Origin of the sequence: Streptomyces lomondensis (genome assembly GCF_014651035.1) — a bacterium.
In the GTDB taxonomy this organism is placed as follows: domain Bacteria; phylum Actinomycetota; class Actinomycetes; order Streptomycetales; family Streptomycetaceae; genus Streptomyces; species Streptomyces lomondensis.
In genome coordinates this window covers 95,717-109,295 of sequence record NZ_BMWC01000003.1, presented here as the reverse complement: position 1 = coordinate 109,295, position 13,579 = coordinate 95,717, and the positions used below count along the sequence as shown (strand labels likewise).

The following is a 13,579-nucleotide window of genomic DNA, read 5'->3' as shown; positions in this document are numbered from 1 at the left end:
CATGCGTATCGCGTTTCTGGTCGCACCCGAGGGCGTGGAGCAGGTCGAGCTGACCGATCCGTGGCAGGCGGCGAAGGACGCCGGCCACGCGCCCGTGCTGGTGTCGACGAAGGAGGGTGAGATCCAGGCGTTCCACCACCTCGACAAGGCCGACACCTTCCCCGTGGACGAGGTCGTGGGCGAGACCTCGCCCGGCTCGTTCGGCGCCCTGGTGCTGCCGGGCGGCGTGGCCAACCCGGACTTCCTGCGGATGGACGGCAAGGCCGTCGCGTTCGTCCGGGACTTCTTCGAGCAGGGCCGCCCCGTGGCCGCGATCTGCCACGCGCCGTGGACGCTGGTCGAGGCGGACGTCGTGCGCGGCCGGACGCTGACCTCCTGGCCGAGCCTGCAGACGGACATCCGCAACGCGGGCGGCACCTGGGTCGACGAGCAGGTGAAGGTCTGCGACCACGGGGCCAACAAGCTGGTCACCAGCCGCAAGCCGGACGACCTGAAGGCGTTCTGCGAGACCTTCCTCGACGTCTTCGCCCAGGAGGCCGCCTGATGGCCTCTCCCGCCGACCGCAAGCAGGAGCAGCGCGAGGCGTTCCGGGCGGACGATCCGGCCGGCGGGCCGCTCACCACCGACCAGGGCGTCGAGGTCGACCACACCGACGACTCCCTGGCGGCGGGCGAGCGCGGCCCGACGCTGATGGAGGACTTCCACTTCCGGGAGAAGCTCACCCGCTTCGACCACGAGCGGATCCCGGAGCGGGTGGTGCACGCGCGGGGCGCGGGCGCGTACGGGTACTTCGAACCGTACGAGTCCTGCGCGGAGTTCACCCGCGCGGCCTTCCTCCAGGACCCGTCCGTGCGCACGCCCGTGTTCGTGCGGTTCTCGACCGTGCAGGGCCCGAAGGGGTCGGCGGACACGGTGCGGGACGTGCGCGGCTTCGCGACCAAGTTCTACACGTCGGAGGGGAACTACGACCTGGTCGGGAACAACTTCCCGGTCTTCTTCATCCAGGACGGCATCAAGTTCCCGGACTTCGTGCACGCGGTGAAGCCCGAGCCGCACAACGACATCCCGACCGGCGCGTCCGCGCACGACACCCTGTGGGACTTCGTCTCGCTCCAGCCCGAGACGCTGCACGCGATCATGTGGCTGATGTCGGACCGGGCGATCCCGCGCAGCTACCGCATGATGCAGGGCTTCGGCGTGCACACCTTCCGGTTCGTCAACGCGGCCGGCAAGGGCACGTTCGTGAAGTTCCACTGGAAGCCGCGGCTCGGCGTGCACTCGCTGGTGTGGGACGAGGCGCAGGAGTGCCAGGGCCGCGACCCGGACTTCAACCGGCGTGACCTGTGGGACGCGATCGAGGCGGGCGAGTATCCCGAGTGGGAGCTGGGCGTGCAACTCGTGCCGGAGGAGGACGAGTTCGCGTTCGACTTCGATCTGCTCGACCCGACGAAGATCATCCCGGAGGAGCAGGTGCCGGTGCGGCCGATCGGCCGGATGGTGCTGGACCGCAACCCGGAGAACTTCTTCGCGGAGACCGAGCAGGTCGCCTTCCACACGGCGAACGTCGTCCCCGGCATCGACTTCACCAACGACCCGCTGCTCCAGGCGCGGAACTTCTCCTACCTGGACACCCAGCTGATCCGGCTCGGCGGGCCCAACTTCTCGCAGCTGCCGGTGAACCGGCCGGTCGCGCCGGTGCGCAACAACCAGCGCGACGGCTACCACCAGAGCGCGATCCACTCCGGCACGAACTACTTCCCGAACTCTCTGGGCGGGGGCTGCCCGGCCCACGCGGGTGCCGGCGGAAGCGCCTACACCCACTACGCCGAACGGGTCGACGGCCACAAGATCCGGCGGCGCAGTCCCAGCTTCCAGGACCACTACAGCCAGACCGCGATGTTCTGGAACAGCATGGCGGACTGGGAGAAGCAGCACATCGTGGAGGCGTTCCGGTTCGAGCTCGGCAAGGTGGGCGCGATGACCGTGCGGGCGCGTACGGTCGAGCATCTGGCCAAGGTCGACGGGGAGCTGGCGGTGCAGGTGGCGCGAGGTGTCGGGGTGCCGGAGCCGTCCGGTGCGGGGGCTTCGTCCAAGCTGTCCTCCCCCGCGCTCAGTCTGGAGTCGCTGCGCGGGGACGGTTCGATCCGGACCCGGCAGATCGCGGTGCTCGTCACGGACGGGGTGGACGCCGAGCAGATCACCTCCGTGCGGGAGCGGCTGGCCGCCGAGGGGGCGATCGTCGAGGCGCTGGCCCCGGCGGACGGGACGATCACCGGCGCCGACGGCGAGACGTACGCGGTCGACCGCGCGCTGCCGACCGTGGCGTCCGTGCTGTACGACGCGGTGCTGCTGCCCGGCGGGCCCGTCGGCACCCCGCCGACGGCGGCCGACCCGGACGCGGTGCGGTTCGTGCGGGACGCCTACCGGCACGGCAAGCCGGTGGGTGCGCTCGGCTCGGGCGTGGGGGTCCTGTCGGCGCTGGAGCCCGAGGGGCTCCATCTGTCGACGGAGTTCCAGCGGGTGGTCGCCGACCAGGGGATCGTGACGGACACGTCGCCCGGCCCGGCGAGCGAGGAGTTCCTGAACGCGTTCGTGGACGCGATCGCGGCGCATCGGCACTGGGGGCGTCCGCCGGTGCGGCGCTGAGCAGCGGGGCGCGCCGGCAGCGCGCCGAGTAGCGGGGCCGGGCCGGGTGTTTTCCGGTCCGGTCCGTTCCGTTTCCGTTCCGCGTGGCCGCCGGGGTCGTCTGGCCGGGTGGCCTGTTCCCGGGCCTGTCCTTAGAGGGGCTCAGGTGCCGGGGGTCGTCGGAGGGGCTCAGGTGCCCGGGGTCGTGGGAGTCGTCGACTCCCCGCTCCCGCGCTCCCGGGCCCCTTCGCGTGTGCGGCCCGCGGCCACCGGGCGGCGCGGGTTGCGGCGCAGGTACTCGCCCTCCAGCTGCGCCATGCGCTCGTTGTGGGCCCGCAGCGCGTCGTTCGAGCCGTAGAGCAGCGTGTCGTGGCGCGTGCGGTGGATGGTCTCCAGCTCCTTCATGAGCTGCTGGTCGTCCAGCCGGTCAGGGTCCACTCCGGTCATGGTGTCGCCCCGCTCGTCGTGTTCGTTCATGTGGTCCGGGTACCCGCCTGGGGAGCAAGTGAGCACTACCCGAGCGGCATCCGGGAGGGAGCCATGGATCTCGCCTTTCTGCACCCACTGTACGAACACCCCGGGCCTTGGGCCTCGGTGTACGTCGACACCTCCCGGCATACGGAGGACACCCCCCACGAGCGGCAGCTCACGGCCCAGGCGATGGCCAGGCAGCTGGCCGACCAGGGCGCGGACGAGGCGACCTGCCGGGCCGTGCAGAGCGCGATCGAGGATCTGCGGCACTCCTCCGAACCCCACGGCCGGGCCCTGTTCGCCCTGGCCGGGCAGGTCGTCCTGGACCCGCCGCTGACCCGTCCCCCGCGGGGCGGCGACTGGGCCGAGTGGGCCCCGCTGCCGCGGGTCGCGCCCCTGCTGGAGCTGGCCGGCGAGGACCCGGTGTGCGTGGTCGCCTACGTCGACCGCAAGGGCGCGGACTTCGAGCTGCGCAGCGCGCTGGGCCGGGAGGACGCCGGTGGCGTCACCGGGCGCCAGTGGCCGGTGCACCGGACGAGTTCCGTGGACTGGTCCGAGCGGCATTTCCAGCTGCGGGTGGAGAACACCTGGGAGCACAACGCCGCGGAGATCGCCGACGCGCTGGCCGTGTGCCAGGAGGAGACACGGGCCGACCTGCTGATTCTCGTCGGTGACACCCGTGAGCGGCGGTCCGTGTACGAGCGGCTGCCCAAGCGGCTGCACGATCTGGTCGTCGAGGCGCCGCACGGCACGGGCAGCCGGCTCCTCGACGACGACGTCGAGCGGGCCCGCGCCGAGCATGTGGCGCGGCAGGCCGAGGCGGAGCTGGAGCGGTTCCGGGCCGCCCGGAACCCGGACGACGAGGGCCGGGCCGGGGCCGTCGAGGGCGTGCCCGCGCTGGTCGAGGCGGCGCGCGAGCATCGCATCGACGAGCTGCTGATCAGGCTGGACGGGCCGGACACGCACCGTGAGGTGTGGATCGGCGAGGACCCGGACCAGCTGGCGATGCGGCGCACGGAGCTGAAGGTCCTCGGCGAGCAGCACTCCTGGCCGGCCCGGGCGGACGACGCGCTGATCCGGTCGGCGGTGGCGTCGGACGCCGGCGCACTGGCCGTTGCCGAGCAGGAGGTTCCGGTCGGCGGACTCGGGGCGTTGCTCCGCTGGAAGTGACCAGCTGGAAGTGACCTGCGCGCCGCTTCACCGCAGGGGCGCGGCACCGGCGCGGGTGCGGGCGCGTCGTGGCCGGTCGCGCAGGTCCCCGCGCCCCCAGGTGCGCTGCTATCGCGCCCGTTCCACGCGGCGTTCGTCCCAGACCGGTTCCGGGGTCTCCCGGACCCGGCCGTCGCTGCCGAAGACCAGGTAGCGGTCGAAGGAGCGGGCGAACCAGCGGTCGTGGGTGACCGCGAGGACCGTGCCGTCGAAGGCCTCCAGGCCCTCCTGGAGGGCCTCGGCGGACTCCAGGTCCAGGTTGTCGGTCGGCTCGTCGAGGAGCAGGGCCGTCACGCCCTGGAGCTCCAGCAGGAGGATCTGGAAGCGGGCCTGCTGGCCGCCGGACAGGCGTTCGAACGTCTGCTCGGCCTGGTTGGTCAGCTCGTAGCGGCGCAGCCGGGACATGGCGGCGCCACGGTCCTGCGCGTGCTCCTTCCACAGGATGTCGAGGAGCGTACGTCCCTCCAGCTCCGGGTGGGCGTGCGTCTGCGCGAAGTGGCCGGGCACGACCCGGGCGCCCAGCTTCCAGTGCCCCGTGTGCGCGACGTCGTCGCCGGCGAGGAGGCGCAGGAAGTGGGACTTGCCGGAGCCGTTGGAGCCGAGGACGGCGACGCGTTCGCCGTAGAAGACCTCCAGGTCGAAGGGTTTCATCAGGCCGGTGAGCTCCAGGTTCTCGCAGGTGACGGCCCGGACGCCGGTGCGGCCGCCCTTGAGGCGCATCCTGATGTCCTGCTCGCGGGGCGGCTCCGGGGGCGGGCCGGCCTCCTCGAACTTGCGCAGGCGGGTCTGGGCGGCCTGGTAGCGGGAGGCCAGCACGTCGCTGATGCTGGCCGCCTGCCGGAGGTTCAGTACCAGCTTCTTCAACTGGGCGTGCTTCTCGTCCCAGCGGCGGCGCAACTCCTCGAAGCGGGCGAAGCGTTCGCGGCGGGCCTCGTGGTACGTGGCGAAGCCGCCGCCGTGTACCCAGGCGTCGGCGCCGGCGGGGCCGGGTTCCAGGGAGATGATGCGCTGGGTGGCGCGGGCCAGGAGTTCGCGGTCGTGGGAGACGAACAGGACGGTCTTGCGGGTCTCGGCGAGCCGTTCCTCCAGCCAGCGTTTGCCGGGGACGTCGAGGTAGTTGTCGGGCTCGTCGAGGAGGAGCACCTCGTCGGTGCCGCGCAGGAGGGCCTCCAGGACGAGGCGCTTCTGCTCACCGCCGGAGAGGGTGCGGACCTGGCGCCACTGCGCCCTGTCGTAGGGGATGCCGAGCGCGGCCGTGGTGCACATGTCCCACAGCGTCTCGGCCTCGTAGCCGCGGGCCTCGGCCCAGTCGGCGAGGGCTTGGGCGTACTTCAGCTGGGCGGCCTCGTCGTCGACGGTCATGATGGCGTGCTCGGCGGCGTCGACGGCCTGGGCGGCTTCGCGGATGCGGGGGGTCGCGACGGAGACGAGCAGGTCGCGTACGGTCGTCTCGTCGCGTACGGATCCGACGAACTGCCGCATGACGCCGAGTCCGCCGCCGACGGTGACGGATCCGCCGTGCGGTCTGATCTCACCGGCGAGCATCCGGAGCAGGGTCGTCTTCCCGGCCCCGTTGGGCCCCACGAGGGCGACGACAGCGCCCTCCCCCACCCGGAACGACACATCGCCCAGCAGCGCCCTTCCGTCAGGCAGGTAGTACTCCAGGTGCGCGGCTTCGAGGTGACCCATGGGCGCGATTCTCTGCGGCGGCTCGGGTGCCGGGCAAACGCATTTCCGGATGCCTGCGGCGGCCTGTGGCTGCTTCGGGGGGTGCGCGTTGCGCCTTCTCGCCGGGTGTGGGTCGGGGCCGCGCCGGGGGGTGTCCGTCCTCGGAACGGCGCGATGGGGTCTCACACCGACTCACTGGCGTTGACGCGCCAACCGCTGCGGGCGGACACCCCCCGACACGTCCCCTTGCGCCGTCCGGCGACTGCGGGTGCGTCGTGGCTCCCGCCCGGCCGTCCTGATCGCGGGCCCGCGCGATCCGCCTAGCTGCGGGCGGCGGGCCGCTGTAGCCGCCCTAGCTGCGGGCCGCGGGCCGCTGTAGTCGCCCTAGCTGCGGGCCGCGGGCCGCTGTAGTCGCCCTAGCTGCGGGCAGTCGGCCACTCAAGGCGGCACGGGTGGGCGCAGCGGCACCTCGTCGCGCCGAGCTGCGCAACGCGGCACACGGGTGCGGGCACGCCGTGGCTCCCGCCCAGCCCTGGCTGCGGGCAGTCGTGCCGCTGGGGCGGCACCCGTCCCACAGAAGCGGCACCCCGTCGCGTCGGGCTGCGCAACGCCTCGGCCCCGGCACGGACGCCGCGCGCCCGGCAACACGCAGAACCGTCAGACCCGCTCCAACGCCCGGTAGGGCCCGGCAGGCAGCTCCGCTGCGATCGCGTCGCCGGGCCGCACCACGCCCCCCTCCCGCACGACACTCATGATCCCGGCCTTGTGCACGACGTTCCCCGCCTCGTCGCGGCCGACGACCCGCTTCAGCAGGCCCTCCTGGAAGGCATCGATCTGGATGCAGGGGTTGCGGAGGCCGGTGACCTCCAGGACCGCGGAGTCGCCGATGCGCAGCAGCGTGCCGGTCGGCAGGCCGAGCAGGTCGATGCCGCGGGTGGTGATGTTCTCGCCGAGTTCGCCGGGCGCCACCTGGAACCCGTCCTCGCCGACCTCGGCGAAGAGCTCCTCGTGGATGAGGTGCACCTGGCGCAGGTTCGGCCGGGTGGGGTCCTGCGCGACGCGCGAGCGGTGCTTGACCGTCACGCCGGCGTGCACGTCCCCCTCCACACCGACGCCGGCGGGCAGAGTGATGCTGTCCCGGTTCGGCTTGGTGAACGAGTACTCCCCGTTGCTGCTGACCGCCGTCACGCGCCCGCTCATGTCGTCGTCTCCCCCTGTTCGGTCACCATGATCAGCCATGAGCCTGCCCCGGTGCGGCCGGTGTGTCCACCCCCGCCGGGTACCCGCACCCCATGACGAGCCCCGACCTGGACCTCACCACCCTGAAGCCCGGGCACCATCCCCTGCGCGACCGCGCCCTCGCTCTGGACTGCCGTCTCTTCGAGGCCGCCGCGGCCCGGCGCGGTGCGGGGTCCGGCCTCGCACTGCCCGGGCTGGGCCGCGGCGCGGACCGCGGTGCGCTGTGGTTCGCGGCCGCCGCCGCCCTCGCGGCGAGCCGCACCCCCCGCGCCCGCCGCGCGGCGACCCGCGGGCTGGCCTCGTGGGGCCTCGCCTCCCTCACCGTCAACGCCCTCGGCAAGCGCACGGTCCGCCACCCCCGCCCGGTACTCGCCCCGGTCCCGCTGGTCCGGCGGCTGAGGCGGCGGCCGGTCACCACGTCGTTCCCCTCCGGGCACGCCGCGTCGGCCGCCGCCTTCGCGGCCGGTGTCGCCCTGGAGTCCCCGGCCTGGGGTGCGGTCGTCACCCCGGTGGCCGCCTCGGTCGCCCTCGCCCGCGTCAGCACCGGCGCCCACTTCCCGAGCGACGTCCTGGCGGGCGCCGCCCTGGGCGTGGGCGCCGCGTTCGCCGTCCGGGGCCTGGTGCCGACGCGGGGCCAGGTCACCCCGCCGGCCCGCCCCCGTGCCGAGGTCCCGGCGCTGCTGGAGGGCGAGGGTCTCGTCCTCGTCGCGAACACCGCCTCGGGATCCGCCGAGCGGGCCCGTGCGCTGGGGGACGCCCTGCCGCGCGCCGAGGTCGTCGCATGTGAACCGGAGGACGTGCCGGGCGAGTTGGAGAAGGCGGCGTCCCGCGCCCGGGTCCTCGGGGTGTGCGGCGGCGACGGCACCGTGAACACCGCCGCCCGGGTCGCCCTCCGCTTCGGCCTGCCCCTCGCGGTACTGCCCGGCGGCACCCTGAACCACTTCGCCTACGACCTGGGCGTGGAGGACGTACGCGATCTCGCCCGCGCGCTGCGTCAGGGCGACGCCGTGCGCGTGGACGTGGGGCGGTACTCCTGCGGCGACCAGCACGGCATTTTCCTCAACACGTGCAGCATCGGCGTCTATCCGGAGCTGGTGCGCGAGCGGGAGCGCTGGTCGCACCGGATCGGCGGCTGGCCGGCCGGCGTGGTCGCGGCCGTGCGCGTGCTGCGGGCCGGCCGGCACCCGCTGGAGGCCGAGTTCCAGGGCCGCAGGCGCCCCCTGTGGCTGCTGTTCGCCGGGAACGGCACCTACCACCGCATGGGACTCGCGTCCGGACGCCGGCTGGATCTGGCGGACGGGCACCTCGACGTGCGGGTCGTGCACGGCGGCCGCCGGCCCGCCGCGCGGCTGCTCGCCGCCGCCCTCGCGGGGCCCCTGACCCGCTCCCCCGCCCACGCGGCCGTCCAGGTGGCGCGGCTGCGGCTGGACCATGTGGCGCCCGGCACGCTCCTCGCCTACGACGGCGAAGTGACCGAGGTGGAGGGCCGCGTGGAGCTGGAGAAGCTGCCCGAGGCGCTGACCGTGTACCGGCCGATCACCGGCTACTGATACTCCGTCAGACCACATCGTGATACCTGGGTCTCATTATTCGGGTGGCCTGCGTACGGTGATCTCCTGCCGACCGGAACGGAAGGGGTGGGATCCGCCATGCCGGAACCACGGGAGACCGCCGTCTACACGCACGGGCACCACGAGTCGGTGCTGCGCTCGCACACCTGGCGGACCGCCGCCAACTCGGCCGCGTACCTGCTGCCTTCGCTCAAGCCCCACATGAAGATCCTGGACATCGGCTGCGGGCCGGGCACGATCACCGCCGACCTGGCGGAACTGGTACCGGACGGGCACGTCACCGGTGTCGACCGGGTGCCGGAGATCCTGGAGCAGGCGCGGGCCACGGCGGCCGGACGGGGCCTGGCCAACGTCGGCTTCGCGGTCGCCGACGTGCACGCGCTGGACTACCCGGACGACACGTTCTGCGTCGTCCACGCCCATCAGGTGCTCCAGCATGTGGGGGACCCGGTGCAGGCGCTGCGCGAGATGAAGCGGGTCGTCCGGCCCGGCGGCCTCGTCGCCGTGCGGGACGCCGACTACGCGGCGATGACCTGGTATCCGGCGTCCGCGGGGCTCGACGACTGGCTGGACCTCTACCGCCGGGTCGCCCGCGCCAACGGCGGTGAGCCGGACGCCGGACGCCGGCTGAAGGCGTGGGCGCTGCGGGCCGGGCTCACGGACGTGACGGCGACCTCCGGCACCTGGACCTTCGCCTCGCCCGAGGAGCGGGCCTGGTGGAGCGGACTGTGGGCCGACCGCACACTGGCGTCGGCGTACGCGGACCGGGCCCGGCAGGGCGGGCACGCCACCACGGAGGAGTTGCGGGGCGTGGCCGAGGCCTGGCGGGAGTGGGGGACGCGGGAGGACGGCTGGTTCAGCGTGCTGCACGGAGAAATTCTCTGCCGAAAGGAAGCCTGAAACACCGTTTCGGGGACACCCGGAAAGCAGGAGGTTCGAATTATGGTTCCCATCCTGCTGGTGCTGCTTCTGGCCTTGGTTCTGTTCGGCGCCGGATTTGCAGTAAAGGTACTCTGGTGGATCGCGCTGGCGGTTCTCGTCCTGTGGCTGCTCGGATTCTTCGTCCGTGGGACGTCGGCAGCCGGCGGCAGGGGCCGTTGGTACAGGTGGTGATGAAGCCACCGAGGTGAATGAGCCGTACCGCTTCCCCGGGACCGAGTCAGTCCCGGGGAAGCAGCGGTCCGAGCGGCCCGAGGTCCAGATTGAGGTCCTCGGGCCGCAGTCCGTAGCGGTCGCGCAGTTCCGCCATCCGCTCCTCGAGCAGCATCAGCGTGAGCCCGATCCGCTCCTCCTGATCCTCGCTCAGATCCCCCACGTCGAACCGGCGCAGCGCCTGGCGCTCCATGAGCTGGCGCAGCAGCTCCACCACCGTCAGCACGAGCTTGACCAGGTCGCGCTCGACGGTGTCGGGCTCCAGGTCCAGCCGGTTGCGGCGCGGCCGCGGGTCGGGCCGGGGGTTCTCGGGGGCGGTCACAACAACTCCTCGAAGGGCGAGGGCACCTGGGCGTTCACCGAGCTGATGAGCGCGTTCAGGTCGATACGGACGAGGTCGACGTCGGCGATGCGCAGCGTGATGTCCCCCGTGATCACGACACCGCCGGCGAGCAGCCGGTCGAGCAGGTCCACGAGGGCGACCTCACGGCGTTCCACTACGGTCACGGCTTCTCTCCGTCGGTCATGTGGCCGTCGGTCATGTGGTCTCCCCGGCGAACGAATAGGCAGCCCAGGGCCCGGTGAGTTCGACGCGCATTCCGGGCATCTCGTCCTTGGTACGGTCCACCATTTCCACGAATTCCTCGGAATGCGCGCGTGGCACGAGATAGGCGGCATTCAATACGTTCCGCCCGGTCGCCTTGGAAAGGGCGGGATTCTGTGGGGGATGCAGCCGGGAATCCTCCGCGAATACGGAAAGCCTCTCGTGCAGCCGGGTCGCGAAATTCTCGGCCTTCTGCCACATCTCCTCGTGCGATCGGGTCTGCATGCGCCGCTGGCGCAGGTAGTCCCGGCCCGAGGTGGCCTTCTGCGCGGGCCGGGCGCTCTCCTGCGGTTCGGATTCGGCGTACACCTTGACGCCCCACTCGACGCGGCCCTCCAGCCGGTCGAGGGTGCGCCGGAAGTCGTCCTCGCGGGCCTCGATCATCGTCCGTACGCCGCTGTCGTCCCGGAAGACGGTGCCGAGCCGCAGCGGCAGCGGGGTCGTGACGGTGGTGAGCGCGTCGATCACGCCCTGGTGGGCACGGGCGGTCTCGGTCAGCCAGTCCAGGTCCTCCAGATGGGCGCGGAGCGGTTCCTCCGCGAAGTCCCGCTCCGGCACGTGGCTGACCACGGCGACGAGGCCGTGGTGGGTCAGCGCTCTGGGCGGATCGCCCGCCACCCCCGTCAGCTGGGCCTGGAGCGGCGTGCCGAAGGGGCGGCAGACGGCGTAGACGTACCGCAGTCCGGTCACGGTGCCTCCTTCTTCTCCGCGCGGCCCGGCTCCAGTTCCTCCAGCCGGGCCAGCCTCTCGCGCAACTCGGCGTTCTCACGGGTCAGTTCGTCGCGGCGGGCCCGCGAGGACAGGGCCGGGTCGGTCTCCCACCAGTCGATGCCCATCTCCTTCGCCTTGTCCACGGAGGCGACGATCAGCCGCAGCTTGATGGTGAGCAGTTCGATGTCGAGCAGGTTGATGCGGATGTCACCCGCGATGACGATGCCCTTGTCGAGCACCCGTTCCAGGATGTCGGCGAGGTTGGCGCCGCTCCCCTGGCCGTAGGGCTCGGGCATCCTGCTGGACATCGTCATCGCCGGCTCCCGCCCTCCGCGTACTCGTCCTCGTACTGCTCAGCAGGCTCGTCCTCGTACTCTTCCTCGGGCTCTTCCTCGGACTCTTCCTCGCCTTCGGCATCCTCGTCGTAGCCGGCCTCGGGCTCTTCCTCGCCTTCCTCTTCCTCTTCCTCTTCCTCGTACTCGCCCTCCGGCTCCTCGTCCTCGGGCTCCTCGTCCTCGGGGCGCTCCTCCTCCGATTCCTCCTCGGCGACGGCGTCGTCGTGGCTGCGGACGACCTCGCCGTCGCGGATCTCGCCGCGCCAGCCGTCCTCCGTCTCGCCCTTGATCGTGACGAAGCGGACGAAGTTCTTCAGGTCGAGCCGGGCCCGGCGGCCCTGGGCGCGCCAGATGTTGCCGGTCTTCTCGAACAGCCCCGTGGGGTAGTACTCGATGACCAGCAGGACCCGGGTGAGGTTGTCGGCGAGGCGGTGGAAGGAGACCACGCCCTTCGTCGTGCCCTTGGCTCCCTCCGACGTCCAGGCGATCCGGTCGTCGGGCACCTGCTCCGTCGTCCGAGCCTTCCAGCTGCGGTTGGACCAGAAGACCTTCAGCTGCCAGTCCGACGTGGTCTCGTCGGCCTTGTTCGCGCTCTTGACGCCCTTCGCGAACGTACTGAAGTCCTGGTACTGGGTCCACTGGTCGTACGCCGTGCGCAGCGGCACGCCGATGTCGACGTGCTCGATGATGACGGTGGGCTTCTTGCCCGCCGAGCGCTTACCCTTGCCGCCGCCCAGGTTCTTCAGGGCGCCTGTGACCTTGTCCTTGACGCGTGAGCCGCCGGTCTCCAGTGCGGCACGCAGCGGGCCCTTGCCCTCGGTGAGCTTGCGGCCGCCCTCGAGGGCGAGCTTGCCGAAGCCGGGGCTGTTGCCCTCGGCGATGTCGTTCAGTTTGTTGGTGGTCTCGCCGAGCTTGCGGCCCACACCGGTCAGCATGCGGGTGGCCTGCGCGGCGAGGTACTCCTGCAGTTCGGCCTTGAGCCGGTCGGCGGCCTCGCTGTGGGCCACGTCGGTGAGCGGATTCTTCGTCGCTCCGCGCGCGGCGGAGGTCGCCGATCCGAGGGTGTCGGTCATCCCTCACCACCTCCCTTCGGCAGCCGGGACCGGGCGCTGCCGCCCCTGCTCCCGGCGGTCGCCTTCTTGGCGGCCGTGGTCTTCTTCGCCGCCGCCTTCCGGCCCGCCGACTTCTTCGCGGGGGCCTTACTGGCGGGGGCCTTCTTCGCCGCCTTCTTGGCGGGCGCCTTCTTCGCCGGGGCCTTCTTCGCCGCCGGCTCCGGCTCCTCGTCCTCCTGTTCCGCGGAGTCCTCGGGCTCTTCAGCAGAGTCCTCGGGCTCCTCGTCCTCCTGCGCGGCGGAGTCCTCGGGCTCCTCGTCCTCGGTGTCCTCGGCGTCGGTGTCGCGCCCCGCGCCGGGCACCGCGCCCGCCAGCTGGTCCCGCACCTGGGACGTACGGCTGTGCAGCCGGTCGGCGACCGCGTCGAGCTGCCGCTCGACCATGGCACCGGAGGCCGCCTTGCCGACACCGCGCAGATCCTCGCGCAGCTGGTCGCCGATCTCCTTGAACTGCGGGTTGTTCTTCAGCTGTTGCTGGACCAGGTCCGCGACCATGCGCGGGCTCAGGTTCAGCTTCTTTCCGGCGACCAGGCCGCCGACGGCCATCGCCATCTTGAGTTTCTTGGTGCGCCCCAGGAGGTATCCCGCCCCCACTGCGAGGCCCAGTCCCATTCGGTTCATCGTGTCGTCCCGTCGCCTGTTCCCGTGCTCCTGCGCGCGCCGGTCTCCAACCGGTCGAGGAGTTCGTCCTCGAGGCGGTCGAACTCCTCCTCCGAGATCTCTCCGGCCTCCAACCGCTCCTCCAGGCGGGACAGTTCGGCCCGGACCGTGGCGGGGTCGTAGTAGATCCGCTCGGCCTCCTGGAGCACCTGTCTGATGGCCCAGGCGCTGCCGCGCACCGGTGCGAACGGCAGCAGCAGCACCTCCGAGATCAGGCCCACGT

General features: G+C 72.0%; 16 protein-coding genes. 6 read left to right on the top strand and 10 right to left on the bottom strand.

Going from position 1 to position 13,579, the window contains the following annotated elements; all coding sequences use genetic code 11:
* Position 1 precedes the first annotated feature (1 nt).
* Both IE255_RS12040 and IE255_RS12035 read left to right on the top strand, forming a co-directional pair.
* On the top strand, positions 2-544 hold the full coding sequence (locus IE255_RS12040) for a type 1 glutamine amidotransferase domain-containing protein (RefSeq protein WP_190050204.1): 543 nt from the start codon (positions 2-4) through the stop codon (positions 542-544).
* Complete coding sequence (locus IE255_RS12035; protein WP_190050203.1) at positions 544-2,646, top strand: catalase; 2,103 nt, start codon at positions 544-546, stop codon at positions 2,644-2,646. Before IE255_RS12040 ends, IE255_RS12035 begins: the two co-directional genes overlap by 1 nt.
* Positions 2,647-2,814: 168 nt before the next feature.
* On the opposite strand, the gene IE255_RS12030 is transcribed toward IE255_RS12035, so the two are convergent.
* Positions 2,815-3,102, bottom strand: a complete 288-nt coding sequence (locus IE255_RS12030; RefSeq protein WP_190050202.1) for a DUF6158 family protein — start codon at positions 3,100-3,102, stop codon at positions 2,815-2,817.
* Between the two features lie 63 nt (positions 3,103-3,165).
* Between IE255_RS12030 and IE255_RS12025 the strand changes: the two genes are divergently transcribed.
* The gene (locus tag IE255_RS12025; protein ID WP_190050201.1) at positions 3,166-4,266 is read left to right on the top strand and encodes a baeRF2 domain-containing protein; all 1,101 of its coding nucleotides are present in this window, start codon (positions 3,166-3,168) and stop codon (positions 4,264-4,266) included.
* Positions 4,267-4,374: 108 nt separating this feature from the next.
* Here IE255_RS12025 and IE255_RS12020 read toward each other — a convergent pair whose 3' ends face one another.
* Together IE255_RS12020 and IE255_RS12015 are read right to left on the bottom strand one after the other, a co-directional pair.
* Entirely contained in the window at positions 4,375-5,994 is a 1,620-nt protein-coding gene (locus IE255_RS12020) for an ABC-F family ATP-binding cassette domain-containing protein (protein ID WP_190050200.1), read from the bottom strand.
* A 636-nt stretch (positions 5,995-6,630) separates the two neighbouring features.
* On the bottom strand, positions 6,631-7,173 hold the full coding sequence (locus tag IE255_RS12015) for an MOSC domain-containing protein (protein ID WP_190050199.1): 543 nt from the start codon (positions 7,171-7,173) through the stop codon (positions 6,631-6,633).
* 92 nt (positions 7,174-7,265) lie between these two features.
* On the opposite strand from IE255_RS12015, the gene IE255_RS12010 reads away from it, so the two are divergent.
* The 3 genes from IE255_RS12010 to IE255_RS12000 all read left to right on the top strand — a co-directional run bounded on the left by IE255_RS12010 (position 7,266) and on the right by IE255_RS12000 (position 9,896).
* Positions 7,266-8,762, top strand: coding sequence for a bifunctional phosphatase PAP2/diacylglycerol kinase family protein (locus IE255_RS12010; protein WP_190050198.1), 1,497 nt, complete (start codon positions 7,266-7,268; stop codon positions 8,760-8,762).
* 99 nt (positions 8,763-8,861) lie between these two features.
* On the top strand, positions 8,862-9,683 hold the full coding sequence (locus IE255_RS12005) for a class I SAM-dependent methyltransferase (RefSeq protein WP_190050197.1): 822 nt from the start codon (positions 8,862-8,864) through the stop codon (positions 9,681-9,683).
* Positions 9,684-9,725: 42 nt separating this feature from the next.
* Entirely contained in the window at positions 9,726-9,896 is a 171-nt protein-coding gene (locus IE255_RS12000; RefSeq protein ID WP_020270859.1) for a hypothetical protein, read from the top strand.
* A 46-nt stretch (positions 9,897-9,942) separates the two neighbouring features.
* Here IE255_RS12000 and IE255_RS11995 read toward each other — a convergent pair whose 3' ends face one another.
* The 7 genes from IE255_RS11995 to IE255_RS11965 are packed head-to-tail and all read right to left on the bottom strand — an operon-like array spanning position 9,943 to position 13,577.
* Positions 9,943-10,257 carry a gas vesicle protein K gene (locus IE255_RS11995; protein WP_190050196.1) on the bottom strand — a complete coding sequence of 105 codons (315 nt, stop codon included), beginning with the start codon at positions 10,255-10,257 and terminating at the stop codon, positions 9,943-9,945.
* Positions 10,254-10,442 (bottom strand): gas vesicle protein, encoded by a 189-nt coding sequence (locus IE255_RS11990; protein WP_003994122.1) that lies wholly within the window; start codon positions 10,440-10,442, stop codon positions 10,254-10,256. The genes IE255_RS11995 and IE255_RS11990 overlap by 4 nt, the downstream gene beginning before the upstream one ends.
* A 31-nt stretch (positions 10,443-10,473) precedes the next feature.
* The gene (locus IE255_RS11985) at positions 10,474-11,229 is read right to left on the bottom strand and encodes a GvpL/GvpF family gas vesicle protein (protein ID WP_190050195.1); all 756 of its coding nucleotides are present in this window, start codon (positions 11,227-11,229) and stop codon (positions 10,474-10,476) included.
* On the bottom strand, positions 11,226-11,564 hold the full coding sequence (locus IE255_RS11980) for a gas vesicle protein (RefSeq protein WP_190050194.1): 339 nt from the start codon (positions 11,562-11,564) through the stop codon (positions 11,226-11,228). Before IE255_RS11980 ends, IE255_RS11985 begins: the two co-directional genes overlap by 4 nt.
* Positions 11,561-12,658 carry an SRPBCC family protein gene (locus IE255_RS11975; RefSeq protein WP_190050193.1) on the bottom strand — a complete coding sequence of 366 codons (1,098 nt, stop codon included), beginning with the start codon at positions 12,656-12,658 and terminating at the stop codon, positions 11,561-11,563. The genes IE255_RS11980 and IE255_RS11975 overlap by 4 nt, the downstream gene beginning before the upstream one ends.
* Positions 12,655-13,317, bottom strand: a complete 663-nt coding sequence (locus IE255_RS11970) for a DNA primase (protein WP_190050192.1) — start codon at positions 13,315-13,317, stop codon at positions 12,655-12,657. The genes IE255_RS11975 and IE255_RS11970 overlap by 4 nt, the downstream gene beginning before the upstream one ends.
* A complete protein-coding gene (locus IE255_RS11965) occupies positions 13,314-13,577 on the bottom strand; it encodes a gas vesicle protein GvpG (protein ID WP_190050191.1) in 264 nt (87 codons plus the stop codon). Before IE255_RS11965 ends, IE255_RS11970 begins: the two co-directional genes overlap by 4 nt.
* Positions 13,578-13,579 lie beyond the last annotated feature (2 nt).

Coding starts and splice junctions, on each gene's coding strand:
- IE255_RS11980 (WP_190050194.1), bottom strand. CDS start 11,564: ATGACGATGTCCAGCAGGATGCCCGAGCCCTACGGCCAGGGGAGCGGC.
- IE255_RS12010 (WP_190050198.1), top strand. CDS start 7,266: ATGACGAGCCCCGACCTGGACCTCACCACCCTGAAGCCCGGGCACCAT.
- IE255_RS11970 (WP_190050192.1), bottom strand. CDS start 13,317: ATGAACCGAATGGGACTGGGCCTCGCAGTGGGGGCGGGATACCTCCTG.
- IE255_RS12020 (WP_190050200.1), bottom strand. CDS start 5,994: ATGGGTCACCTCGAAGCCGCGCACCTGGAGTACTACCTGCCTGACGGA.
- IE255_RS12035 (WP_190050203.1), top strand. CDS start 544: ATGGCCTCTCCCGCCGACCGCAAGCAGGAGCAGCGCGAGGCGTTCCGG.
- IE255_RS12005 (WP_190050197.1), top strand. CDS start 8,862: ATGCCGGAACCACGGGAGACCGCCGTCTACACGCACGGGCACCACGAG.
- IE255_RS12025 (WP_190050201.1), top strand. CDS start 3,166: ATGGATCTCGCCTTTCTGCACCCACTGTACGAACACCCCGGGCCTTGG.
- IE255_RS12015 (WP_190050199.1), bottom strand. CDS start 7,173: ATGAGCGGGCGCGTGACGGCGGTCAGCAGCAACGGGGAGTACTCGTTC.
- IE255_RS11975 (WP_190050193.1), bottom strand. CDS start 12,658: ATGACCGACACCCTCGGATCGGCGACCTCCGCCGCGCGCGGAGCGACG.
- IE255_RS12030 (WP_190050202.1), bottom strand. CDS start 3,102: ATGAACGAACACGACGAGCGGGGCGACACCATGACCGGAGTGGACCCT.
- IE255_RS12040 (WP_190050204.1), top strand. CDS start 2: ATGCGTATCGCGTTTCTGGTCGCACCCGAGGGCGTGGAGCAGGTCGAG.
- IE255_RS12000 (WP_020270859.1), top strand. CDS start 9,726: ATGGTTCCCATCCTGCTGGTGCTGCTTCTGGCCTTGGTTCTGTTCGGC.